The organism is Cellulomonas sp. P4_H4 (assembly GCF_056400865.1).
On the sequence record NZ_JBFUKL010000001.1, the window covers coordinates 1,180,689 to 1,205,808 of the forward strand.

Below are 25,120 nucleotides of genomic sequence, written 5' to 3' on the forward strand. Positions count from 1 at the left end.
CAGAATGGCAGTTCCCGCGAGAGATATGGACGAATCGATGAACCCGACGACCGAGTCACCCGTCCGCCGACGGGAAGGGTTCGCTGGTCAGCGCATGCGGGTGCTCCCTCGCCCCCTCGTCGCCAGGGCGCTCTCGTCGGCACCGATGTCGCAGCTGCTCGTCACAGATGTCGGCTACTTTCCCCGTGCGTCGACCCACGGGCGTGCCCGCAAGAACGGGGCGGCGCAGCACGTCGTCATCGTCTGCGCCGCCGGCCGGGGGACCTGCACGCTGCCGTCAGGCGTGCACCAGATTCGCGCTGGGCAGGCGTTCGCGATCCCCGCGGGCCTGCCCCACAGGTACGAGGCGGACGCGGAGGAGCCCTGGACGATCTGGTGGATGCACCTGGTCGGCCAGCAGGTCCCGTCGCTCCTTGCGGCGATCGGCGCCACGCCGGACCAGCCGGTCTTCGGCCTCGGTGACCCGGCGCGCGTCGTCTCCCTGATCGACACGATCATCCGTCGGATGGAGCGCGACGAGACGATGGCCACCCTGCTCGCGTCGTCCGGCGCCGCGTGGCACGCGATGGCGCTCCTGGCAGCCGACCGGCGCTCGATCAGCAGGCAGCAGGCTGACCCGATCGAGGCGACGATCGAGCACCTGCGTGCGAACGTCTCGACCCGCATCTCGCTCGCGGACCTCGCCGGCATGGCCGGGCTTAGCGTGTCCCACTACTCGGCACTGTTCCGGCGCGCCACGGGCTACGGGGCGCTGGAGTACCAGACGCGCCTACGCATGGGCGCCGCACGCGAGCTCCTCGACACGACCGACCGCCCGGTCGCATCGGTCGCCACCCAGGTGGGCTTTGCCGACGCGCTCTACTTCTCTCGGCAGTTTCGGCGGATCCACGGCATGAGCCCGACCGAGTACCGCTCGCACGACAAGGGATGAGCCGCGCCCGTTCACTCACTCCAGGCTCGACGCCCTGAGCTGCACGCGGTCGACGCGCACGACGTCCACCGTCTCGATGCGGATGCCGTCGGGAATGTCGCGCACCGCCGGATCGACCCAGACGCCGGTGCTGCGCGCCCAGGGGAGGAGCTCGATCCGGACATCTGCGGTGGCCAGCTCGGACGCCCACGGGGTCAGGTCGATGTCCCAGTCGCGGCCGTGCCAGAAGTGGTCACTGATGAGCTGATCGCCCACGAACGCCCGACCCACGTCACCGCTCCACCGGACTCGCAGGAGCGCCTGGTGCACGCCGTCGAACAGGTCGGACGGGACATCGACGTGCACGACGGCCGCACCCGAGAAGTCCGTCGGCGCACTGAGCCGGTTCAACGGTCCACCCCGCTCGGGCTCCGGGACCGACGTGGCTGAGGGACGGAGGCCGGAGATGAGCGTCCGGTGGCCCGCATGCGGCGTGCGCACCCGCCATGTCCGCCAGGGGCCGTCCGAGGACGGCTCGCCGACGTCAGCACCGTCTGCACCCAGAGCGTGCGGTGCGGGGAGCAGCGAGACGCTGACCTCGGGATCCTCGGTGTGCACGACGAGCTCGCCGTCGAGCGCGTAGACCGGCGACGACGACAGCACCAGCCTCTGCTCGCCGCCCACCTCGAGCCGATAGAGCTGGTCGATGTCCTTGTGGTCCAGGACGACGATGCGCACGTGCTCCAGGTCGATGACGCACGCCCGACCGGCTGGTTCGTCGAGGGTGACGATCGTGGTGCCGTCGCGGTGGACGGCAGCTCCTGCGCCGCCGACCTCGTGGCTCCCGTCGAGCACGAGCTCGACCGGGATGCCGTCGTAGGCGCCCAGGACGACCACGTCGCGGTCGTCGACGGTGACGCGGGTGATCACTCGAGCGGTCGCGCTCCGGAGGCAGACGTTCGGGGTGAGCGGGTACCGGAGCGGCCAGACCAGGGAGACGTCGGCGGGGATCGTGACCGGGTGAGTGGGCACCCTGACGTCGACGTCGCCGAAGGTCACTCGGAACTGGACGTCGTGCTGGGCCTGCAGGGCCGCCTTCGCCGGCTGGTACGTCGACGCGAAGAGGTACCCGCTGTCTCCGTCGGACCGCACCGCCCAGCGCAGGATCTCCGGGTCGGCGCTCCCGCCGCCGACGGTGGTGGCCATCGCCGCGATGCGGTGGCCGTCCTCGTGGAGCCAGAGGTGCTGGGCTCGCAGGTAGTGGTGGTGGGCACGGATCTGACCGTGCTCGCCGATCGGGGCCGCGAAGTCGTAGGTCACGCGTGGCACGTCGTTGGGGTAGCCGGTCGCGTGAGACTCCTGCTCCGAACCGTGCGGGCCGGTGCGCTGCGTCCCACCGGCGTACATGTAGTAGCCCTGCCAGATCGAGCCACTACCGACCTTGGCAAGCGCGAGGGCGGCCACATCGGCGGGGGCCACGATCGGCCTGCGGTGGTACGCGACGTGCATGCCGCCGCCGAGCTCGCACGTCGCGAAGGGGACGGCATCGTCGTCCTTGAGCGGCACAGCATCCGGATCGAGGACGATCCCGTCGAGCGCCTCGCGCAGGTCCGCTCCGACCGACAGGTCGTCGCGCACCGCGCTGTAGCGGAAGTGGAAGGCCGAGAACTCCGGCCACTCGGTCCGCTCGTCGTCCCAGAAGCCGTCGGAGTATGCGCTGTACACAGGCAGGAGCGAGTCCGGAACCTGCGCCCCGCCCCAGCCTGTGGCCGTCCAGATCGGGACGTGAAGGCCGAGCTGTTCCGCCAGCTCGCGCAGTCGTGCCAGGTGCTCGGGCTGGTCGTAGAGCTCGTTCTCGATCTGGGCGCCGATCACCGGCCCGCCGTCGGCGTGCGTCAGGCCGATCAGCTGCGCGATGGTCTGGGCGTAGAACGAGTGGACGAGCGCGAGGTACTCGGGGTCGTTGGTCCTGGTGGGGAGGTTCCGCTCGACGAGCCAGTCCGGGAAGCCGCCGTACCGGGCTTCGCCATGGGCCCAGGGGCCGAGCCGCACGACGACGTCGAGGCCCTGCGCTGCCGCCTCCTCGATGAAGGCGCGGAGGTCGAGCTGGCCGTCCCACCGAAAGACCCCGGGCTCGGGTTCGTGCGCCTGCCAGAACACGTAGGTCGCCACGGAGCTCAGTCCGCCGGCGCGGGCATGGCCCAGGACGGTGCGCCAGCTGTCGCGCGGGATGCGCGAGTAGTGGATCTCGCCTGTGATCGGGAACCACGGCACGCCACCTCGTTCGACCCACTTGCTGGTCACCTCGATCGGGTCGGCCCCGCTCGGGCGCTCGCCTACGTGCAGGTGGCCACGCCTCGGCGCCGCCGGCGTGGTGACCGTCAGGTGGCGTGGCGCCACGAGCGTGGCCGGACGAGCGTCGTTGGTCATGTCTCTCCTTGAGCACGTGCTACCGGCCCGATGAGCTGCCGAGCCTGGCACGAACATAGGGCGGTCGACACCGTGCGCCGATGCACGATCCACGGAGATTCATGGACGAAACGCCGGACGAGCCTGTCAGGGACGCCTGCGACGGCTCGGGGCCCGCGCCGTGATGCGTGTACTGCAGCGGGATTGTGCACAAAGCACGACTTGCCCCGAACAGGCTGGCGCGACGATGTCCAAAGCGTGGGCGAGTCGAGCTGCCGTCAGTCGAGGCGCATGAATGGCGAGTTGCCGCCTGCAAGGGTGAGGTCGAGGGTGGCGGGGTCCAGGACATGGTCGCGAACCAGGTACCCCGCGCCTGCGATGCCGGCTCGCGACCGGTAGCGGGTAGGCACGATGCGCAAGTGCCGCGTGGCCAGCGGAAGTGCTCGCTGGTAGATCACCTCACGCACCCCGGCCATGAGGTGGTCTCCGGTCACACTGAGCAGTCCGCCCAGCACGATGACGTTTGGGTTGAGCAGGCTTGTCGCGTAGGCGACCGCCTCGCCGAGGATCCGGCCCGCGGCACGCAGCTGAGCCACGGCGTCGCTCTCTCCGCGCTTGACGAGATCTGCGACCTCGCGGGCGTCGTGGATCCCCGTCCGGCCGCGCTCGCGCAGATCGCGCGCCAGCGCCCAGCCGCCCACCAAGGACTCCAGGCAGCCGAGGTTCCCGCAGCGGCATTCGGGGTCGCCGTAGCCGTTGATGTGCGCGTGGCCGATGTCGCCCGCGGCGCCCTGAGCGCCGCGGTTCACCGCGCCGTCGATGACCATGCCGCTGCCGACTCCGGTCCCGGCCTTGATGTAGAAGAGGTGCGGCTGGTCCGACCAGTGACGGCGCTGCTCGGCCAGGGTCAGCAGGTTGACGTCGTTGTCGATGAGGATCGGGACCCTCCAGTGCTGGGACAGGTGTCCGCGGATGTCGTAGCCGTCCCAGCCGGACATGATTGACCAGCCGATTACCTGGCCCGCCTCGAAGTCGACGGGCGCCGGCAGCCCGAGTCCGATCCCGGCTACGGGCCGGCCGTCGAGTCCGGCTCCGCTGATCGCGTCGCGTATCGCCGTCGTGACGACGTCGAGCAACGTCTGCGGCCCGTCGCCCAGTGCCAGCCGGAGCACCCGCTCGGCCAGGATCGCCGTGTTCAGGTCGGTGATCGCGATGCGGGTACGCTCCTCGCCGAAGTCCACGCTGATCATCAGGCCGGCGTGGGGGTTCAGCCGCAGCGCCCGCGACGGGCGCCCTCGGGACGACACCATCTCGTCGGTCTCGACGAGGAGATCGGCGCCCGTGAGCGCCTCGATCCGCTGGTTCACGGTCGATCTGGCAAGGCCGGTGACCTCGGCGATCTCCGTTCGCGTCCGAGCCTGGCCAGTGGTGATCAGCTGCAGGACGCGGCCCGGTCCGTCCTCGACGCGCCATGGGCTGACGACGCCATTCGATGGGTTCTGCACGCTGCCTCCACTGCCGCTGGGGTTGCTGCAGTCAATCATGTTTATGGCGACGATACTACGTAAGTCGGCACATCAACGTTGACAGTCAACATAACGACGCGTGAGCATCGTCGGTACCGGCTCCTGATCGCGATGTGGCGACAACCGGCAGCCGGCCCGGCGCCGGCCCAGAGGAGGACCAATGAAGATCGTCCGAGGTACCCACCGCGCCGTCCCGCTCGGCCTCGCAGCTCTGCTCGGCACCTCCGCGCTGCTCACCGCGTGCAGCAGCGGCGACGACAGCGGCTCGTCGGGCACCGACTCGAGCGTCGGCTCGTCCGACGACGTCACGATCGGCATCGTCGAGCTCAACCTGTCCAACCCCTTCTTCGGCACGCTCGAGAAGGCCACGGAGGCCGCGGCCACCGCGAACGGCTGGAAGGTCATGAAGGCTGAGGCCAAGGTCGCCGGTGACTCCGCGACGCAGGTCACCGCGATCGAGAACATGATCAACGCCGGCGTGAAGGGCATCGTGCTCGACCCGGCGAACCCGACCGCGCTCGTCGACGTGGTCAAGAAGGCCCGAGACGCCGGGATCCTCGTCGTCACCGTCAATGCGACCCTCACGCCGATCGATGCGGCGGACGCCACGTTCGCGACCGACAACGAGGCCGCGGGCGTCCTGATCGGGGAGTGGGCCAAGGCCAACGGGCCGGCCGACCCGCAGATCGCGATGCTCGACTACGACCTGTCCGACGGACCCGCCAACGGTCGCCACGTCGGGTTCCTCAAGGGCTACGGCATCGACGACGACTCCCCGCTCATCGCCGGCACCGCGCTCACCGAGGGCTCGGTCGACACGGGCCAGGCCGCGATGGAGCAGCTGCTCTCTGCACACCCCGACATCAATCTCGCCTACACGATCAACGAGCCGGTCGCCCACGGCGCCAACACGGCGATCGAGAACGCCGGCACCACGGTCACCCTCGTGTCGGTCGACGGAGCGTGCACGGGCGTCCAGGACGTCAAGGACGAGATCATCGGCGCCACCGCCATGCAGTTCCCCAGCAAGATGGGCGAGCTGGCCGTCGATGCGATCGCCAAGTTCCTTGAGGACGGCACCAAGCCCCCGTCGGGTCTGACCGACTCCGGCTCGGTCTTGATCACCGACCAGCCCGCTGACGGCATCGAGTCCCAGGACTCCTCCTGGGGTCTGGAGAACTGCTGGGGCGAGAAGTGACGACGCCGACGCTGCGTCAATCCGACGTGGCTGACCTTCAGCAGGAGGTCAGCCGCGGCGGCGGCCTGCGCTCGCTGATGTCCCACCAGGTCGCTGGCCCGCTGGCAGCGCTGCTCGTCGCCGTGATCATCTTCTCGGCGACCACCGACCGCTTCCTGGAACCGAGCAACCTCTCGCTGATCGCCCAGCAGTCCGTCGTGGTCGGGACGCTCGCTCTCGGCCAGACGCTCGTTATCCTCACGGCCGGCATCGACCTGGCCAACGGCGCGATCATGGTGCTCGGCACGGTCGTGATCGGGAAGTACGCCCTGGACGGGAACGTCCTGGTGGCGTTGCTGCTCGGGATCGTGGTGTGCGCGATCGTCGGGGCGCTGAACGGCGTCTTGGTCGCCCGGGCGGGGCTACCGCCTTTCATCGTCACACTCGGCGTCCTCACCATCGTGACCGCTGCATCCCGGCTGTACACCGACTCCGCGAGCTACCCCATCCCGGACGGGCTCCTGACCGCCCTGGGCAACGGGCCACAGATCGGTGGGTTCACGCTCACCTACGGCGTGCTGCTGTGGATAGGGCTGACCATCCTGGTCGGCTACACCCTGTCGCAGACGGCCTGGGGCGTGCGCGTCTACGCGGTCGGCGACAACCCGCCGGCGGCGGCACTGTCCGGCATCAAGGTCAAGCGCGTCCTGTTCGGCATCTACATCGTGGCAGCCGTGATCTACGGCTTCGCCTCGTGGCAGGCGCTCGGGCGGACCCCGACCGCCGACCCCAGCGGATACGCCACCGCCAACCTCGACAGCATCACCGCAGTCGTCATCGGCGGTACCAGCCTGTTCGGCGGCCGTGGCGGGGTGTACGGCACCCTCATCGGCACGCTCATCGTCGTCGTGCTGCAGAACGGGCTCACCCAGGCGGGCATCGACTCGCTGTACCAGCAGATCGCGACCGGCGCCCTCGTGATCGTCGCGGTCCTCGTGGACCAGATCGTGCGCAGGAGGCAGTCACGATGAACGACAACAACGAGGCCACCGTCCTGAAGGCACGGGGGCTCAGCAAGCACTACGGACACGTCGTCGCGATGGATGACGCCACGTTCGACCTGCGGCCCGGGGAGATCCTCGCGGTCATCGGTGACAACGGGGCCGGCAAATCGACCCTGATCAAGGCACTCACCGGAGCTGTCATCCCCGACGCCGGTTCCATCTTCCTCGACGAGGAGGAGGTCACGTTCCACAGCCCACGCGACGCCCGGAAGGCGGGGATCGAGACCGTCTACCAGGAGTTGGGCGTCGCTCCTGCGCTGGACATCTCGCAGAACCTCTACCTCGGACGCGAACAGCGCCTCCCGGGATTCCGCGGCACGCTCTTCCGTCAGCTCGACAAGAAGGCCATGCGCAACGGGTCCGCCCGCCAGATGGCCGACCTCGGCATCCGGATCCAGTCGATCCGACAGAAGGTCGAGACCCTCTCGGGCGGTCAGCGTCAGGCCGTGGCCGTCGCCCGCGTGGCCGCGTGGGCTACCCGCGTCGTGATCATGGACGAGCCGACCGCGGCCCTGGGTGTCCGCGAGACGAACCAGGTGCTCGACCTGATCCTCCGCGTACGCGACAACGGCCTGCCGGTCGTTCTGATCAGCCACAACATGCCGAACGTGTGGCAGGTCGCCGATCGCGTTCACATCCACCGGCTCGGTCGCCGCGCCGCTCTGGTGGAGACCAGCACGATCTCTATGGACGACGCCGTCGCCGTGATGACCGGAGCGCGTCCGGCTCACACGATCCAACAGGTCGTCACCGAACCGGGAGCCGAGGTCACCTCGCCAGCTCCCAATCAGGGGCAGGCATGAGCGCGGAGATCCAGCTCGGCGACCTCGTCGCCGACGCACGAGCGATGGTCGTGCCAGGGCAGCGGCACATCCTCGGCATCACCGGCGCACCCGGTTCGGGCAAGTCCACCCTCGCGGAGAAGCTCGCCCAGGAGCTCGGGGACGACGCGGCGTTCGTCGCTCTCGACGGGTTCCACCTGGCCGACCCCGAGCTGCACCGACTGGACCGGCACCCTCGCAAGGGTGCCGCCGACACCTTCGATGCCGCCGGCTACGTCAACCTGCTGCGCCGTCTGCGCGACCAGAGCGAGTCGGTCGTCTACGCGCCGGTCTTCGACCGAAGCCTCGAGGCAGCGATCGCGGGCAGCGTCCCCGTACCGGCAGAGGTGCCTCTGGTGATAACTGAGGGCAACTACCTGCTCGTCGACGCCCCGATGTGGGACGAGGTTCGTGGGCTGCTCGACGCGTGCTGGTACGTCGATCCCGGCGAGGACGAGCGCATGGAGCGCCTCATCGCCCGGCACGTCCGGTTCGGGCGCTCCCCGCAGGAGGCGCACGACCGTTCGTATGGCTCCGACCAACGCAACGCCGAGGTCATCGCCGCGACCCGATCGCGGGCCGACCGGATCGTCCGCCTGGCATCCATCCCGACACCCACGGAGGCTCTCGCATGAGCGTGCTCGACCTGTTCCGACTCGACGGCAAGGTCGCCCTGGTCACCGGCGGGAACCACGGCATCGGTAAGGCGATCGCCGTCGCGTTCGCCGAAGCCGGCGCCGCCGTGGCCGTCGTCGGCAGGAACACCGACCACAACGACGAGACGGTCGCGCAGCTGCGCGAGCTCGGCGCCACGGCCATCGGCGTGCAGACGGACGTGGCCGAGCGCGACGCCCTCGTCGCCATGAACCAGACCGTCACCGAGCAGCTCGGGCCCGTCGACGTCCTGGTCAACAACGCCGGCATCGGATTCCACGGCAACGCCCTGGAGATCGACGAGGACCACTGGCGCCGCGTCATGGCTACCAACCTGGACGCCGTCTGGGCTGCCAGCCAGATCGTCGGAGAGTCCATGGTCGCCCGCGGGACCGGTGCCATCGTCAACATCGGCTCGATGTCCGGGATAATCATCAACCGCCCGCAGTGGCACTCCCCGTACGCGATCTCCAAGGCCGCCGTCCACCACCTGACCCGGTCACTGGCCGCCGAGTGGGCTCCGCACGGAGTTCGGGTCAACGCGCTCGCGCCCGGCTACACCAAGACCGGCATCGCCGACATCGACAAGCCCGAGTACAAGCACTACTGGGTCGACGAGGTCCCGATGCAGCGGTACGCGCAGCCCGAGGAGATCGCCCCGGCGGTCCTGTACCTGGCGAGCCCGGCCGCGTCCTTCGTCACCGGCGAAGTCCTGGTGATCGATGGCGGCTACACGCTGTGGTGACCACCGGCGCGGACGCACCGGTCCTCCTGGGCCCGAACACCGTCCCGTCGTTCTATCCGGGCACCGGTCGCATCGGTGAGCTGCGTAACGACCGGGCAGTCCCGACGACCGACCCGGAGGACTGGATCGCCTCGACGGCGCGACGCACCGGGATGGGGGATCGAGGCCTCACGACCCTGCCGGACGGGACCCGACTGCTCGAGCGGATCGCGCACGAGCCGGACGTCTGGCTCGGTCCGGGCCGGGACCACAACGGCCTGCTGATCAAGCTGCTCGACGCCGGAGCGCGACTGCCGCTGCACGTCCACCCGAGCCGCGACTTCGCCACCGAGCATCTGGGCAGTCCCCACGGCAAGACCGAGGCGTGGATCGTCCTGCACGCGGAGCCGGACGCGTTCGTCCACCTCGGCTTTCGCCGCGATGTCACCACCGCGGAACTCCACGAGTGGGTCTCGACCCAGGACCGCGACGCGATCCTCGGACACACCAACCGCGTCCTGGTGACCAGTGGTGACGTGCTCCTGTGCCCCGCCGGCGTACCTCACGCCATCGGCGCAGGGGTGTTCGTGATCGAGCTCCAGGAGGCAACCGACTACTCGATCATGCTCGAGTGGGACGGGTACCCCATCGATCCCGAGGACGTCTTCCTCGGCCTCGACGCCACCACCGCACTGAGCGCCGCCGACCGCACGGGCTACGACGACCGGCGACTGGCGGAGCTTCGCGGTGACAGCGTCCAGACACTCGCCGAGGCCGCGCCGGGTGTGCACCGGCTGCTGCCGCCGGCCGCTGAACCATTCTTCGGCGCCGAGCAGCTGCGCCCCATCGCCTCCGGCGCATCGCTCGGCCAGGCCTTCGCCGTGCTCATCGTCCTCGAGGGGCACGGCCATCTCACCGGAGACAGGTTCACACCGCTCGACGTGAACGCCGGGGAGACCTGGCTCGTCCCATACGACGCCGGCCCCACCACCCTCACCGGCGACGTCCTGGCCATCCGCTGCCATGCCGCGTAGCAACCACCGAACCGAACCGACCCACAGGGGAGCCCATCGTGACCAGCACAACCACCCGCCAGCAGCTTCGCTGGACCGACCAGGACGAGCAAGCGGTCACGACCGCCCGCGTCCTGGCCATGGACGCCGTCGAGGCTGCCGGACACGGCCACCCCGGTACGGCCATCAGCCTCGCCCCTGTCGGCCACCTGCTGTTCCAGCACCACATGCGGCACGACCCCGCGGACCCGACGTGGCGCGGCCGCGACCGCTTCGTCCTGTCTTGCGGACACTCCAGCCTGACCCTCTACATCCAGCTCTACGTCGCCGGCTACCCGCTCACGCTCGACGACCTCAAGGCCTATCGGAAGCTCGGCAGCCTCACTCCCGCACACCCCGAGTGGGGCCACACCGCAGGCGTGGAGACCACCACGGGGCCGCTCGGTCAAGGTCTGGCGACGGCGGTCGGCATGGCGATGGGGGCACGTCGTGAACGCGGACTGCTCGACCCGGACAGCCCCGTCGGCGAGAGTCCGTTCGACCACCGCGTCTTCGTCCTGTGCTCCGACGGCGACATCCAGGAGGGCATCACTTCCGAGGCGAGTGCGTTCGCCGGCCACCAGCAGCTGGGCAACCTCGTTGTCATCTACGACGACAACCGCATCTCCATCGAAGGCAGCACGGCCTTGGCATCGACGGAGGACACCGCGGCTCGGTACGCGGCCTACGGGTGGCACGTCCTGAGCGTCGACCTTGCCGAAGACGGGAACATCGACGTGCCGGCCCTGTCCCGGGCGATCGAGGAGGCGACCGCCGAGACAGGTCGGCCTTCGATCATCCTGCTGCGCAGCATCATCGCGTGGCCGGTCCCGGGTGCGCAGAACACGGCCGCATCCCACGGCTCCGCTCTGGGCGCCGAGGCTGTGAGGATGGCGAAGGCGGTGCTCGGCGTGGACCCGGATGCCACGTTTACGGTCGACCCCGATGTCCTCGCGTGGACGCAGGAGAACGCACGCACTCGGGGTGCCGATGTTCACGCAGCGTGGGACGAGTCGTTCGCCTCCTGGGCCGGCAACAACAGTGACGAGCACGCACTCCTGCGGCGCCTCGAGCGCGGAGAGCTGACCGACTCCTTTGCCGACGCCATGCCACGCTTCGAGCCCGGCTCGCAGGTCGCCACCCGGAAGGCCTTCGGCAAGGCCCTCACCGCTGCCGCCCGCGAGTTGCCGGAGCTGTGGGGCGGCTCGGCCGACCTTGGAGACTCCAACAACACCACTGTCGCGCCGGGCTCGTTCCTGCCCGCGACGAGCGCGCTCCCGGGCGCCGACCCCGCCGGCCAGACCATCCACTGGGGCATCCGCGAACACTTCATGGGCGCCGCCATGAACGGCATCGCCCTATCGGGGCTGACCCTGCCGTACGGCGGGACCTTCCTGGTCTTCAGCGACTACATGCGCCCCGCCGTGCGCCTCGCGGCCCTGATGGGTCTGCCGACGATGTACGTGTGGACCCACGACTCGATCGGCCTCGGCGAGGACGGCCCCACGCACCAGCCCGTCGAGCACCTCGCGTCGCTGCGGGCGATGCCGGGTCTCGACGTCCTGCGCCCCGGCGACGCGAACGAGACCGCCGAACTCCTCTGGCACGTGCTGCGAACGCGATCCCGCCCTGCCGCGTTCAGCCTCAGCCGCCAGGACCTGCCGGTTCTGCCCCAGGACGACGCGGGCTTCGGCTCGACCGTCGACGCTGTCCGCGGCGGGTACGTTCGCTGGGAGGGTGGACCCGATCGCGATCTCGACCTGATCTTCATCGCGACCGGGTCCGAGGTTCAGATCGCCGTATCCGCGGCCCAGGCCCTGGCAGCGGACGGACTGCGCGCCCGGGTGGTCTCGATGCCGTGCCGCGAGTGGTTCGACGAGCAGGACCCGTCCTACCGAGAGGGCGTGCTCCCGCGGAACGTCCGCGCCCGGGTGTCGATCGAGGCGGCGAGCAGCCAGAGCTGGCACGACCTCATCGGACTCGACGGGCGAGCCCTGAGCGTCGACACCTTCGGCGCATCGGCCTCCGCGGGTGAGCTCTTCGAGAGGTTCGGGCTCACACCGGAGAACGCGGTGCATGCCGCGCGCGACGTGCTCCGGGCGCTGGGTTCATAGCGCAGATTGCTCCCTGGCCGCGAAGCAAGCGTCGAGCCCGCTGCGGAGCGTCCTGCCGATGTCTGGTCGCCGCCATACCTCGTGCGGTCGGCGGCTACGGGTCGTTGCCGCGGTCAGTCGGAGCGGGACCGCAGTCGTCGCCTGCCGAGCCGGACCCCGCCGTGCCGTCGCCGGATCGTCCGACGTGGCCGGGCGGTGACGCTGGGCACCGCATCTGCGGGCGCGCCGACGGTCGGCGGCTCGGTCACGGGTTGGTGCGCGAGGCGCCGCTGCGCAACCTGGTAGGCGGGAACGAGCAGGACGACGGCCCCGATCCACGCGAGGGGATTGCCCCAGACGACTCCGTCGTAGCCGTAGGCCGCGCCGAGAACACCGGCGGCGCCGACGCGACAGATCAGCTCGACCACGCCGGTCAGCGTCGGGATCACGGTCTGGCCCAGACCCTGGAGCGCGCCACGCAGCACGAACAGCACGCCGAGCACGCCGTAGAGGATGCCGTTCACCAGGAGGAAGTGCGCGGCCATGTCGACGACTCGCTGTTCCCCCGTGCCGACGAAGACCCTGATGATCGCGGCGCCGGCAGTCACCAGGACGATGCCCATGACGGTCGATCCAGCAAACGCCATCCAGATTGCTTGCGCGACGCCACGGCGAATGCGGTCGGGCCGTCCACCGCCGAGGTTCTGTGCGACGAACATCGACACCGCGAGCCCGATCGATGCCAGCAGCGCGACGGCGAGCCCGTCGACCCGGACGGCGGCCGCGTAGGCCGCCACAGCCTCCCCGCCCAACGTGTTGAGGCGTACCTGCACGGCGAGCGCACCGATCGCGATGATCGACGCCTGGAACCCCATCGGCAGACCGAGTCGCAGGTGTCGCCGAAGCTCGTCCCGATTCGGGTGCCAGTCGCCGCGGCGCACGTGCAGGTCCGGTACGTGTCGCCGCACGAAGCGCAGACAGAGTGCGACCGACACACCTTGAGAGACGAGGGTCGACAGCGCCGCACCGGCGACTCCCATCCCGATGCCGGCGACCGTAACGACCACGAGGACGACGTTGAGGAGGCAGCTGATGGTGAGAAAGACCAGTGGCGTGCGCGAGTCTCCGATCGCCCGGATGATCGCCGAGAGGTAGTTGAAGAACATCATCGTGCTCGCACCGAGGAAGCTGATGACCGCGAACGTGGTCGCTTCCGGGAGCAGCTCCTCGGGCGTCTGCAGCAGCCGCAAGGCTGGGCCGGCCAGCAGCGGCCCGGCGATGGTGAGCACGACGCTGGTCCCGGCTGTCAGCATCGTCCCTGCGGTGACCGAGTCCCGCACCGCGGCGTGGTCACCGGCCCCGAACGCGTGCGCCGTCGGGATTGCGAACCCGTTCGTCATTCCCCACGCGAACCCGAGCAGGAGGAACAGCAGGCCGCCCGTCGCGCCGACGGCGGCGAGCGAGTCGACGCCCAGCACCCGGCCGACGACGACGGCGTCGGCCGCTTGATAGAGCTGCTGGACGACGTTGCCGATGAGCAGGGGGACGGCGAACACGAGGATGACTCGCCAGGGGCGACCGGTCGTGAGGATCTTGGGCACAGCGGCACCTTGGGACGGGAGGGAGGGTGGCGTCCGCAGAGGCCCGTGCGCTGGGCCGCTCGCCGGGCAATCGTATCGATACGACCGAGAGCCAGGCGACATGATTCTGCGCCGGGCCAGGTGCGATGCCTCATCAGCCGTCTGGGGCGCGTCACGGCGGCGTGAACGAGAGACTGGCAGGGTGCCACGTCTCTCGCGGCATCCCCTGACGGTTCTCGGTCACTCAACGCAAGGAGCTCGACATGACGACGATGGGCAGACGAGAGCTGGGGCGTACCGGCTTGTGGGTCACCGAGATCTGCGTCGGGACGAGTCCGCTCGCGAGCATGCCGGCCCTGTACGGGTACGAGGTGGACGACGAGCGGGCCGAGTCGACCATCGAGGCCGCGCTCGCGGGCCCGATCAACTTCATCGACACCTCGAACAACTACGGGAACGGCAGCGCCGAGACGCGGATCGGGCGGGTCCTCGAACGACAGGGAGGCATTCCCGACGGCGTCGTCCTGGCCACCAAGGTGGACGCGGACGGCACCACCCGAGACTTCTCCGGTGAGCGCGTCCGACGTTCCACCGAGGAGAGCCTGACCCGCCTCGGCCTGGACCGGATCCAGGTCATGTACCTGCATGATCCCGAGAACTACATGACGTTCGCCGAGGCCATGGCGCCGGGCGGAGCCGTGGAGGCGCTCGTCGAGCTGCGCGACTCCGGAGTCGTCGACCACCTCGGTGTCGCTGCTGGTGACGTCCCGCTGATGAGAGAGCTGATCTCGACCGGCGTGTTCGAGGTCGCTCTGAACCACAACCGCTTCACCTTGGTCGACCGGAGCGCCGAGCCGCTCATGGACGACGCGACGGAACGAGGCGTCGCCTATGTCAATGCCGCGCCGTACGGCGGAGGCATCTTGTCCAAGGGCACGGCAACGCGCACCACGTACGGGTATCGCCCGGCCGAGGGGCTCGTCTTCGAGCAGATCCGAGCGATGGAGAGCGCATGCGAGCGGCATGGTGTGCCCCTGGCCGCCGCCGCGCTGCAGTTCTCGATCCGCGACCCACGGGTGACGTCGACCGTCGTCGGCGTGTCGACGCCGGAGCGCATCGCCCAGACGGTCGCGCTGGCCGACGTCGCCATTCCCGACGAGCTCTGGAACGAGCTCGAGTCCCTGACGCCGCCGAGAGAGACCTGGCTGTAGTCGGGACCGAGAACGCGGGCGGCCAGGCGGTGGGAGCTCGTGAGCGCGCGCGTGGGGGAGGCGACGGGTCCCGAGCCCCTCCTGCGCAGGCGCAATCAGTCTCGTCGTCGTCGTCCGTGACGCCTGGTTCGCGGAACCTGCCCCCGACGACGGGACGTTCGGACCTGTCCCCGGCTCACACGGCTGCGCAGGCTGGTGGTGTGCCGGTGCGTCTGAGCGTGTTCGACCGTGCGGAGCTGGCGACCGATGTCGGCCCCAGTCCCCGGAACGTCACTGTTCTGCTCGTCCTCGCCGGGCCCGCGCCCGACGTCACGCTGGTGCGTGAGCGCGTGATGCGGGCCGTCGCGAAGGAGCCGCGTCTCGGCGCGCAGGTGCGCCGACGCCGACTGGCCGCGCCGGTGTGGGAGGGGTGCCCGGTGGACCTCTCCCATCACGTCGGCGTGCGAGTCGCCCCGGGCGCTGACCCGCTCGCGGTCGCCGTCGAGGACCTGCAGCGGCCGATGCCGGCGGGCCACCCACCCTGGCGGCTCACGGTCGTCGACCTCGCCGACGACAACCGGTCGGCTCTGGTCTGGAGCAACGGGCACGTCCTCGCCAACGGCCCGAGCGTCCTCGGCCTGCTCCTCGACAGCCTGATCGACCCGACCGCGGCGGGGCAGTGGCGCACACCGGGACGCCGCACCAACCCCGCGATCCGGCACAGCGGTGGAGGTCGTGTGGGCCGCGCAGGTCGCAGCCCGCTCGTCCGGACGATCTCCGCGGGCCTGACCGTCGTGCCGGTGAGCATCGACGTCGACGACCTGCGGGCGGGCGCGCACGCCTACGGCGCGACGGTCAACGACGCGCTCCTGTGGGCGTGGGGGCGTGCCTTCCGTCGCGCGGACGCGGCGCTCGGCGGTCGCGGCGAACGCGTCGTGATCTCCGTGACGGTGACGGTGCCAGGGTCGAGGTTCGGCAACGAGGTCGGGTCTCTGCGAGTCGCGGCGCCGGAGGACGACGGCGCGCCCGCGGAGCAGCTCGCCGCGTTCGCCGCCCGGACGCGGCACGTCAAGCGGCGCATCCGACCGTGGACCTGGGGCGCCGCTGCGGCGGGGGCCGTCCTCACGCGTCGACTCGGGCTGCTGCCGACGACTCTGCGCCGCCAGCGACTGATCTCGACGGTCCTGACGTACGCCCCGGGGCCGCGCGCGTCGCTGCGGGTGCTGGGGACGCGCGTCGTCGCGGCCGTCCCGCTCGTACCGGTCGTCGGGAACGTGACCGCGATCGTGGCCGCGACGTCGCTCGGGGGCCGCCTCGACGCGACGGTCATCTGCTCACCCGAGTCCGCCGACCGGGCCCGCTCGCTGGCCGACGACCTCGCTGCGGGGCTGCGGGGGATCGCCTCAGTCGGAGCTCCACGAGAGGCGAGGGGCGAATGAGCACCCCCCAGGGCCACGCGAGGCAGCGTGTCAGGCGTAGTCGAACAGCGGCGGGAACACGATCACGACGACCGCGGCCCAGGCGGCGTAGACCGGCAGGTAGCGCGTCTGCCAGCGCTCGAGCTCCGCGAAGGTGCCGCGACCGCGCAGGAGCCGGGCGCTGCGCCACGCCGAGACCCCGAGGTGCACGAGCAGCAGCAGGTTGAGACCGAGCGCGGCGATCTTGTTGGGACTCGTGCCGAACTGGGCGATCCGCGTGAGCATCGCGGTCAGCATCACGGCGTCGACGGCGAGGGCTGTCCCCACCAGGACGAGCTGGAGCCAGTCGGCGAGGGCCGGCGGCGCGAGCGGGTCCCGGGCCGAGATCGAGTAGAGGAGCAGCGCCAGGACCAGCACGAGGATCGCGTCCATCAGGATGAGCAGGTCGCGGTCGACCTCGACGAGCCCCCCGGACGTGGTCAGCGCAACGAGCACGGCTACGAGCATGGCGATGGTCAGCGGCGTGAAGATCCGGGTGAGCACGGGCGCGATGTTCTCGACGACGTCCTGCTTGGCCTCGACGAGCCAGGCGGCGACGATCAGGGCGCCCGGGACGGCGAACGGCAGGACCCAGCCGGCTATCACCGGCTCGGGGTCGATGCCGACGATCTGCAGGACGCCGGCGGTGAGGCCGAGGAGGACGCCACCACCCAGAGCGAGCAGCGTGAAGTAGATCGCGAGCTCGCCCGTGAACCGCACGAAGTCCATGCGTCGCCCGTCGGAGCGCCAGGAGCCGGCGACGTAGGCGAGCCCGACCAGCAGCCAGAGGACGACGGGTGCGTGCAGCACCGCCAGCACCTCTGTCGAACCCCCGGGGGTGAACGGGTACACGTTGAGCGCGACGGCGAGCACGACGAACGGCACGGCGATCGCCGCCACGGTCCGCGGGCCGGCCTGGCGCTTCCACCCGAGGTACGCGGCCAGGAACGGCACGACGAGCAGGCCGACGTTGCGCGCGAACGCGCCCTCGTCGTCGAGCAGAGCGATCCCGGTCCGCACCGCGACACCCGCGCCGACCGCGAGAGCGAGCACGACCGCGAGCTCGCGCCACCGCGGTGCCGGCCCGCCGGGGGAGTCGTCGGGCACGAGCGCGAGCTGCTTCCACAGCCGGTCCGAGTGCTCACGGGCGTACTCGCGGGAGATGGCGTCCAGGTTGCCGAGGCGCTTGATCGCGACAAGGAACGCCTCGTCGTCGTCGAGCCCGGTCGCGCGCAAGTCCGTCACCTGGCCCCGCAGGTGGTCCTCGAGCTCGTCGACGTCGGCCGACGAGATGACCTGACGGCGGTGCACGTAACCGCGCCACAGGTCGATCTGGGCCTCGAGCTCCTCGTCGTGCGCCATCACGCCCATCCCTCCACGACGGTGGTGGGCCGCGGCGCCGACTCCCAGACTTGCCGGAGCGCGTCCGCGACGACGTGCCACTGCGCCTGCCGTTCGGCGAACGCCGCCCGGCCGGTCGGGGTGATCGCATAGTGCTTGCGGCGTCGACCCGACTCGGAGGTGCCCCAGGACGACGAGACGTGACCGAGCCGTTCGAGCCGGTGCAGGAGCGGGTAGAGCATGCCGTCGGTCCACTGCATGCGTCCCCCGGAGAGCTCGCCGACGCGCTTGAGGATCGCGTACCCGTAGAGGTCACCGTCCGCGAGGATCCCGAGCACGAGCGGCGTCGCCGAGGCGGCGACCAGGTCCTTGTCGATGCGCACGACGTCCCCTCTACCTTGATGTGCTAGGTATTAAACCCTAGCAGCTCTAGGTATGGGGACAGATCCGACTCACCGGTGCCTGAACCCTTGCCGGGGCTCGACCGGACGTTGGCGTGACCGGCGCCGACGGACCGGGTTCTCCCTGGTCACTGCCGAGCGGCGGGCGAGCTGGCGTGCGTCGGCGCGGCGTCGCCGAGACGTAGGCCTCGGGTCCACACGCCATCCATCGCGCGCGCCGGGAGCGCCGCGCGCATCGCGAGGATCATCCGGGCGTCGCGGCCGACGCTGGTCCGAGCCCGCATCCGGTGGCGACCGAGCTCCCGCTCGACGGCACGAGCCACGACAGCCGGGGGTGCGGCACCCCGGCGGATCTTGGCGACGAGCTCTCGCTCGCCGGCGAAGTGCGCGGCGTAGAGCTCCCGGAGCTCCGGGTCCAGCCGACGCTCGAGCGCGTCGATCAGCTCGTCCATCTCGTGCCAGGGGTCCGTGTCGATCACGCCCGGCTCGATGAGCGCGACCTGGACGCCGAACGGGCGCAGCTCGACCCTCAGGCAGTCGGCGACCGCCTCGATCGCGTACTTCGACGCGTTGTACGCGCCGGTGAAGGGGAAGGACACGCGACCGTTGATCGAGGAGATGAACACGATCCGACCGCGCGCGTCTCGCAGCCGGGGAAGGACGGCCCGCGTCACGGCCAGCGGCCCGACGAGGTTCGTCTCGAACTGGCGACGCATGTCCTCTGGTGTCAAGGTCTCGATGGGACCCGCGACGGCGATACCCACGTTGTTCACCAGGGCGTCGACCCGGGCAGGCAGCATCGCGTCAAGCGCCTCGACGTCGTCCTGGAGTGTCACGTCGAGCTGGACCGGCGTGATCCCGCCCGCTTCCGCGGCGAGCGAGCTGGCTGCGGCGTCGGTGCGGACCCCGCCGTACACCCGCCAGCCGTTCCGGGACAGGTGGACGGCGATGGACCGGCCGATCCCACGTCCTGCGCCGGTGACGAGGACTGTTCGCGAGCTGCTCATCGGTCGCCTCTCTGTGCGGTGTTGATGCCGATGTCCTGACCTTCCCGCGCGGCACGCTGAGCGGACCGAGTAGCGCGGTACTCGACGTTGCTGGGCTCGGATCGCCGTCACTAGCATCGGGATGTGCGCCGGCTGTGGCCGCTCACCGGCCGGGATGCCGAGCTGCGCGTGATCACCGCGGCGATCCGACCGGGTGCGGCCGGGATCCTCGTGGCGGGCCCCGCGGGGGTGGGCAAGACCCGCCTCGCTCGCGAGGCGCTGGAGCGCGCCGCCGGCCACGGCACGGCTGTCCTCCAGGCGCACGGCAGCCGGGCTGCTCGGCCGTTCCCTCTGGGCGCGTTCGCCGGCTACGTCGACCTTCCGGCACCCGATGCCCACGTCGGCGTCGGCGTCGGCGAGCTGGTCGCACTTCTGAAGGAGCGGCGTCCGTACGTGCTCGCCGTGGACGACGCGCACCTGCTCGACGAGCTCTCCGCGCTCGTGCTGCATCGGTTGGTGGCCCTCAGGCTCGCACCTGTCGTGGTCACGGTGCGGGAAGGCGAACCTGCCCCTGACACGGTCACGGCGCTGTGGAAGGACGATCTCCTGCCGCGCCTCGACCTGAGGCCGCTCGACCGGGCCACGACGACGACGCTCGTGGCCAGGGTGCTGGCGGGGCCCGTCGAGTCCGCCTCCGCCCACCGGCTGTGGACCCTGACCGAGGGCAGTCCGCTGTTCCTCCGGCACCTGCTCGAGGAGGAGGTGAGGTCCGGACGGCTGAGCCCGGCGTCCGGGATCTGGTGCTGGACCGGCGACGCGACCATCTCCCAGCAGCTCGCCGCGCTCCTCGAGCGAGAGATGGGCAGTCTCGGCCCCGATGTGCAGGACGTCGTGGACCTCGTCGCCCTCGGGGAGCCCCTCGCGGTCGACGCGCTGCTCGGGCTCACCTCGGGTGACGCGGTCGAGGAGGCGGAGGCGCGCGACCTGGTCCAGTCCGAGCTGACGGCCCGCGGCGCCGTGGCCCGGCTCGCGCACCCGTTGTACGGGGAGGTCCGACGTTCGGTGATGGGCGGCGTCCGAGCCCGTCGTCTCCGCGGCCTGCTCGCCGCGCGGCTCGAGGACGACCCCGACGAGATCCGGAGGGCGGTGCTCATGGTCGACTCCGACCTCGACCCCGACCCGCAGCTGTTCCTCCGGGCCGCCTCCGCTGCGATCGGGTTCCACGACCTCCCGCTCGCGGAGAGGCTCGCACGCGCGGCTGCCGCGGACGCAGGGTGGGCGGCGCGCCTGGTGCACGCGTCCACGCTGTCCTGGCTGAGCCGCGGTGAGGAGTCGGAGGCGATCCTGCAGGACCTGGTCCGCTCAGCCCCGGACGGTGCCCAGCGCGCCCTGGTGCAGGCCCACCGCGCCGGCAACTTCCTCTGGACGATCGGTGCGCCGGACGCCGCCCGTCGTGTGCTCTCCGACGCGCTCGCCGGTCCCGATGCGGGCGCCGCGCGGCCGATGCTCGAGGCGATGACCGCGGCTCTGGACGCGTCCGTCGGCGACGCCTCGGCGGCCCTGGCACGCGCGCTCCCGCTGCTCGAGCCGGATGTCGCCGACGACCTCACCCTCCTCGTGACCGCGTCCGCCGTGGCGGCCGGCGCTGCGGTGGGCGGCCGTCTCGACCTGCTCCGCACCGCCGCCCGCGTCGCGGGCACCACCGCGCTTCCCCACGCGATTCCCGTCTTCGGCCTGACGGACTGGCTGGTGCTCGGCTACCGGCTCGCGGGCCTGCCGGCGTCCGCCGAGGACGCGACGACCGACCTGTGTGCTTCATCTGCCGACCTGCCCGGTCCGGCGCGGCTGATGGGGCTCGTGCTCGCCGGACATGCCGCCCTGGCGGCCGGACGGCCGCAGCATGCCGTCACCCCGTTGCGCGAGGCGTGGGCGGGACTCGAGGGCTCCGGCCACGAGTTCCGCTTCCGCTGCCGCACGCTGCTGGCCTTGTCGTACGGCATGACGGGGCAGGCCGACGCGACGCAGGCACTGCTCGACGCCTTCCAGGGCGAGCAGCACCCTGCCTACGTGCTCTTCGCCCCGGACGACCTGCTCGCTCACGCATGGGCCGCGGCCGCGCAAGGCGCCGTCACCGCGGCGGTCCGCTGTGCACAGGACGCCGCGATGCTCGCGCGTCGGCAGAGCTCCCCGGCGTACGAGGTGCTGGCCTGGCAGACCGTGACACAGCTCGGGGGTCACCCCGACGCGGCGGTCCGCCTCGAGCATCTCGCCGACGAGCTCGCGGGCCCGAGGGCAAGGGCCGCGCTCGCTCACGCGCGCGCCTTGGCCCACCACGACGCCGTCGGCCTGACCGCCGCCGCTCACGACTGGGAGGAGCTCGGCGACCTCGTCGCCGCTGCCGATGCCGCCGCGCAGGCCGCCGAGGCCCACCGAGCGGACGACCGTCCAGGCTCGGCCTTGTCCGCAGCGGCACTTGCCCAGCAGCTCGCCGGTCGGTCCGGCTCCTGGACGCCGGCCCTTGCCTCCGCGGTGCGGCCCCTCCCGCTGAGCGCCCGGGAGCGAGAGATCGCCGTCCTGGCCGCCCGCGGCCTGACCAACCGCGCGATCGCCGAACACCTCACGATCTCGGTCCGGACGGTCGAGGGGCACCTGTACCGGGTCGGCCAGAAGCTCGGCATCTCCGACCGTGCGCACCTCGCCGGCGTCGTCCTGGCCCGGTCGGACGTCGTCGAGTAGTGGGCTACTCGACCGACGCGCCGCAGGTGACAGCAGGCTGGCAGCCACCGCCGATCTGAGGAGTGCAGCGATGACCCGTACCTACGTCCGCCCCGGTGACGGCACCCACTACCCGATGATCGACGGAGACCACGTCGCGAAGGCAGCAGTGCGCGGCGCGTTCGAGGTCTTCGAGGTCTGCGCCACGACCGGCCTTCCGGCGCCGTCACACGTCGCACCGTGGACAGGCGTCCTCTACGTGCTCGACGGCGCGCTCACCGCCTGGGTCGACGGCGAGTCCCAGGAGGTCGAACGAGGCGGGCTCGTGACGATGCCGGCCGGCGTCCCGTGCACCTTCGCGGTCCAGGAGGAGTCCGCCCGGTTCCTTGTCATCACCTCCGGTGACGGGGCGAGCCGGTTCTTCGCCGACTTCGCCCGCTCGGTGCGGCCCGAGGCCCCGTTCGAGGAGTCGATGCAAGCGATCGAGGCAGTGACGGCCCGGCACGGGGTCGCGGTCGCCCCACCCCCGATCTGAGCCGCGACGTCAGGGCGAGAGTCAGGAACGGAACCCGGCCAGGAGTCAGTTGAGGTCGGCTCCGGGACGCCCTGCCCCGACCCAGCGCTCGAGTGCGCTCGGCGCAAACACCTCGTCGATCACCGTGAACGCCACGCCCGTGATCCCGACCACGTCGCTGTCACGCGAACCAGCGACGACCAGGTCGCGAGTCGCCAGGGGGAGCGACCGCTCGTAGATCGCCTGCCGTGCAGCGGCGAGCAGGAGGTCGCCCGACTCGGCCACATGCCCGCCGAGGATGATCAGTGCCGGGTTGAGGGTGCTGATCAGCGATGCGAGCATCTCGCCGACCCGGCGACCTGCCGTCCGCAGCAGCTCCGTGGTGGTCGGGTCGCCGTGCTCGGCCGCCTCGGTGAGATGGCGGACCGTGAGCGTGCCGTCGCGCTGGAGCAGGCCGGCCAGGACGGGGCTCGTGCCGTCCTCGGCGGCCGCGCGGGCGTGGGCGACGAGGGCGGCGCCGCCGGCGACGGCCTCGAGGCAGTCGGTCCGGCCGCATCGACACCGCACCCCGAGCTGCTCGCGCACAGGGATGTGGCCGACATCGCCGGCCACGCCTTGCGCCCCACGGTGGAGGCCTCCGCGTGAGACGACACCGGCGCCGATCCCCGTGCCGACCTTGACGAAGACCATGTCGCTGCGGCCGCGGGCGAGACCGGTACGCAGCTCGCCGAGCGCCATGGCGTTGACGTCGTTGTCCACCCAGACCGGCACCTTCCAGGTCCGCTGGACGTGCTGGCGTATCGGGTAGTCGTCCCAACCCGGCATGATCGGCGGCGACACGGGACGCGCGGTCGAGAACTCCACCGGACCGGGCACGCCGATGCCGACCCCCCAGACCCGTCCGTCTGCATCGGGCACGTCGTCGGACAGGCTGTCGAGCAGCTCGCGCCACAGCTCGAGTACGAGCTGGAGTGCCGGCTCCGGTCCGCCCGCGATGCTGTGTGTCCTGTAGGTCTGCATCAGCACCTGCCCGGAGAGGTCGGCCAGCCCGGCGCTCACGCCCGTCGCCCCGAACGCCGCGACCAGGACGAGTCCGGCCCGCGACTCGAACCGCAGCCGGCGTGGGGCCCGACCGCCGGTGGACGGCCCCAGGGCTCCCTCGGAGAGAAGTCCGAGATCGATGAGCTCGGAGACTCGTTGCGCCACGACCTTTCGCCCGAGCCCGGTGAGCCCCTCGACCTCGGACCGGGTCGACGCCGTGCCGTTGCGCACGAGGTCCAGCACTGCGGACAGGGAGGTCACGCGAGGGTCGAGCACGGACCGCGACAAGGATGGCGTCGACGTGTGCATGGCTACCACCGGGACATCATGGCCGACGACGGTCCGCGGTTGGGCCGGTTCGGCGCGTGAGGCGTCGAACGATGTTCATCTGCGCCAGATCCCTGGTCGCCACCGAACAGAGGTGGGTCCGTCCGGACGAGGACGGACCCACCTCTGGCTGACGGGGGAGCTGGGAGGTCAGAACCGCACGGTCTGCAGGTACTGCAGGCCAGCGAGGCTCGGACCGAACGGGTCGTACGTCGGGTCGGTGAACGGCGGGTCGCGTTCGATGACGTAGTAACGCACGGCGTTCCCTGCCGCCGCGAAGATCCGCGGGAAGTCGATCGTGCCCTCGCCGACCGTGGTGATGGAACCGTCGGTCGCCATGTCCTTGACGTGGAACAGCTTGATCCGGTCGCCGTACCGCTCGATGACGCTCACCGGGTCGACTCCGGCCTTCGTGACCCAGTACAGGTCGAGCTCAAAGACCACGTTGTTCGGGTTCGTGTACTCCTGGAGGATGTCGTAGCCCGTCGTGCCCTCGACCGGCGCGAACTCCCAGTCGTGGGAGTGGACCATGTATCGCAGGCCCTGCTTGCGTGCGAGCTCCCCGAAGTGGTCGATCTTCTCTGCGAACGCGATCCACTCGGCGGCCGTGGTGAACGTCCGTGGGTCCGCGCCTGCGCCGACGTACGGCGATCCGATCGTCTTCGCGATCGCGAGCTTCGCCTGCCACTCCTCGTCGGTCGTGGCCATGCTGATCGACGTGTGCAGGGCCGACGCCTTCAGGCCGTACTTGTCCAGCAGCGTCCGGTACTGGCTCGCGCCCAGGCCCTGGAAGCTCGTGTAGTCGACCGGCTCAACGTTGCGGTAGCCCGCCGCGGACAGCCTGCTCAACACCTCTTCCTGACGTGCCTGGGCCCCGGGAGACGCGTCGAAGCCGATGTACGCGAAGAAGTTGAACAGCTGGACGCTGATCGACTGGTTCGCGACGCGGTGCACGTTCTGTGAGTCGCCGCGCGACCCGGCCGTCGCGGCTCCTGCGACGCCCAGCGTCATCGCCACCGTCGTCACCGCGACAATTGCCAGTCGTCCGGCAGTGGACCTCTTTATCCATCGCAACGCCATCACTCCTTCGATCGGAGCCACCGTTGGCTCCTCGATGCGGACCTTCGAAGGTTCTGCG

General features: G+C 70.6%; 20 protein-coding genes. 12 read left to right on the top strand and 8 right to left on the bottom strand.

Annotated features, from left to right (window positions below; all coding sequences use genetic code 11):
• Nucleotides 1–37: 37 nt before the first annotated feature.
• A complete protein-coding gene (locus AC1DPN_RS05605; RefSeq protein WP_477083702.1) occupies nt 38–931 on the top strand; it encodes a helix-turn-helix domain-containing protein in 894 nt (297 codons plus the stop codon).
• A 15-nt stretch (nt 932–946) separates the two neighbouring features.
• Here the strand turns inward: AC1DPN_RS05605 and AC1DPN_RS05610 are convergent, their stop codons facing one another.
• Together AC1DPN_RS05610 and AC1DPN_RS05615 are read right to left on the bottom strand one after the other, a co-directional pair.
• Nucleotides 947–3,340, bottom strand: coding sequence for a beta-galactosidase (locus AC1DPN_RS05610; RefSeq protein WP_477083703.1), 2,394 nt, complete (start codon nt 3,338–3,340; stop codon nt 947–949).
• Between the two features lie 257 nt (nt 3,341–3,597).
• Complete coding sequence (locus AC1DPN_RS05615; protein ID WP_477083704.1) at nt 3,598–4,824, bottom strand: ROK family protein; 1,227 nt, start codon at nt 4,822–4,824, stop codon at nt 3,598–3,600.
• 181 nt (nt 4,825–5,005) lie between these two features.
• On the opposite strand from AC1DPN_RS05615, the gene AC1DPN_RS05620 reads away from it, so the two are divergent.
• From AC1DPN_RS05620 to tkt, 7 genes are read left to right on the top strand one after another with little or no spacing between them, the layout of a single operon-like run.
• On the top strand, nt 5,006–6,043 hold the full coding sequence (locus AC1DPN_RS05620; protein ID WP_477083705.1) for a substrate-binding domain-containing protein: 1,038 nt from the start codon (nt 5,006–5,008) through the stop codon (nt 6,041–6,043).
• 26 nt (nt 6,044–6,069) lie between these two features.
• Entirely contained in the window at nt 6,070–7,053 is a 984-nt protein-coding gene (locus AC1DPN_RS05625; protein WP_477083706.1) for an ABC transporter permease, read from the top strand.
• Nucleotides 7,050–7,889: an ATP-binding cassette domain-containing protein gene (locus AC1DPN_RS05630; protein WP_477083707.1), complete on the top strand. Its 840-nt coding sequence runs from the start codon at nt 7,050–7,052 to the stop codon at nt 7,887–7,889. Before AC1DPN_RS05625 ends, AC1DPN_RS05630 begins: the two co-directional genes overlap by 4 nt.
• The gene (locus tag AC1DPN_RS05635; RefSeq protein ID WP_477083708.1) at nt 7,886–8,542 is read left to right on the top strand and encodes a nucleoside/nucleotide kinase family protein; all 657 of its coding nucleotides are present in this window, start codon (nt 7,886–7,888) and stop codon (nt 8,540–8,542) included. Before AC1DPN_RS05630 ends, AC1DPN_RS05635 begins: the two co-directional genes overlap by 4 nt.
• Nucleotides 8,539–9,306 carry an SDR family NAD(P)-dependent oxidoreductase gene (locus tag AC1DPN_RS05640; protein ID WP_477083709.1) on the top strand — a complete coding sequence of 256 codons (768 nt, stop codon included), beginning with the start codon at nt 8,539–8,541 and terminating at the stop codon, nt 9,304–9,306. Before AC1DPN_RS05635 ends, AC1DPN_RS05640 begins: the two co-directional genes overlap by 4 nt.
• Entirely contained in the window at nt 9,303–10,319 is a 1,017-nt protein-coding gene (locus AC1DPN_RS05645) for a class I mannose-6-phosphate isomerase (RefSeq protein WP_477083710.1), read from the top strand. Before AC1DPN_RS05640 ends, AC1DPN_RS05645 begins: the two co-directional genes overlap by 4 nt.
• Nucleotides 10,320–10,354: 35 nt before the next feature.
• Entirely contained in the window at nt 10,355–12,451 is a 2,097-nt protein-coding gene (tkt, locus tag AC1DPN_RS05650) for a transketolase (RefSeq protein ID WP_477083865.1), read from the top strand.
• A gap of 113 nt (nt 12,452–12,564) precedes the next feature.
• Here the strand turns inward: tkt and AC1DPN_RS05655 are convergent, their stop codons facing one another.
• A complete protein-coding gene (locus AC1DPN_RS05655) occupies nt 12,565–14,031 on the bottom strand; it encodes an MATE family efflux transporter (RefSeq protein ID WP_477083711.1) in 1,467 nt (488 codons plus the stop codon).
• Between the two features lie 242 nt (nt 14,032–14,273).
• Here AC1DPN_RS05655 and AC1DPN_RS05660 point away from each other — a divergent pair, with 242 nt between their 5' ends.
• On the top strand, nt 14,274–15,221 hold the full coding sequence (locus tag AC1DPN_RS05660; protein WP_477083712.1) for an aldo/keto reductase: 948 nt from the start codon (nt 14,274–14,276) through the stop codon (nt 15,219–15,221).
• 200 nt (nt 15,222–15,421) lie between these two features.
• Nucleotides 15,422–16,639 (top strand): wax ester/triacylglycerol synthase domain-containing protein, encoded by a 1,218-nt coding sequence (locus AC1DPN_RS05665; protein ID WP_477083713.1) that lies wholly within the window; start codon nt 15,422–15,424, stop codon nt 16,637–16,639.
• 30 nt (nt 16,640–16,669) lie between these two features.
• On the opposite strand, the gene AC1DPN_RS05670 is transcribed toward AC1DPN_RS05665, so the two are convergent.
• The 3 genes from AC1DPN_RS05670 to AC1DPN_RS05680 all read right to left on the bottom strand — a co-directional run bounded on the left by AC1DPN_RS05670 (nt 16,670) and on the right by AC1DPN_RS05680 (nt 19,406).
• Nucleotides 16,670–18,019, bottom strand: coding sequence for a permease prefix domain 1-containing protein (locus AC1DPN_RS05670; RefSeq protein ID WP_477083714.1), 1,350 nt, complete (start codon nt 18,017–18,019; stop codon nt 16,670–16,672).
• Nucleotides 18,019–18,381 carry a PadR family transcriptional regulator gene (locus AC1DPN_RS05675; protein WP_477083715.1) on the bottom strand — a complete coding sequence of 121 codons (363 nt, stop codon included), beginning with the start codon at nt 18,379–18,381 and terminating at the stop codon, nt 18,019–18,021. Before AC1DPN_RS05675 ends, AC1DPN_RS05670 begins: the two co-directional genes overlap by 1 nt.
• Nucleotides 18,382–18,527: 146 nt before the next feature.
• A complete protein-coding gene (locus AC1DPN_RS05680; protein WP_477083716.1) occupies nt 18,528–19,406 on the bottom strand; it encodes an SDR family NAD(P)-dependent oxidoreductase in 879 nt (292 codons plus the stop codon).
• Nucleotides 19,407–19,529: 123 nt separating this feature from the next.
• Here AC1DPN_RS05680 and AC1DPN_RS05685 point away from each other — a divergent pair, with 123 nt between their 5' ends.
• The gene (locus AC1DPN_RS05685) at nt 19,530–22,121 is read left to right on the top strand and encodes a helix-turn-helix transcriptional regulator (RefSeq protein WP_477083717.1); all 2,592 of its coding nucleotides are present in this window, start codon (nt 19,530–19,532) and stop codon (nt 22,119–22,121) included.
• Between the two features lie 70 nt (nt 22,122–22,191).
• On the top strand, nt 22,192–22,635 hold the full coding sequence (locus tag AC1DPN_RS05690; protein WP_477083718.1) for a cupin domain-containing protein: 444 nt from the start codon (nt 22,192–22,194) through the stop codon (nt 22,633–22,635).
• Between the two features lie 45 nt (nt 22,636–22,680).
• Here AC1DPN_RS05690 and AC1DPN_RS05695 read toward each other — a convergent pair whose 3' ends face one another.
• Nucleotides 22,681–23,916, bottom strand: a complete 1,236-nt coding sequence (locus AC1DPN_RS05695; RefSeq protein WP_477083719.1) for an ROK family protein — start codon at nt 23,914–23,916, stop codon at nt 22,681–22,683.
• 216 nt (nt 23,917–24,132) lie between these two features.
• Entirely contained in the window at nt 24,133–24,993 is an 861-nt protein-coding gene (locus AC1DPN_RS05700; RefSeq protein WP_477083866.1) for a sugar phosphate isomerase/epimerase family protein, read from the bottom strand.
• Nucleotides 24,994–25,120: the final 127 nt, after the last annotated feature.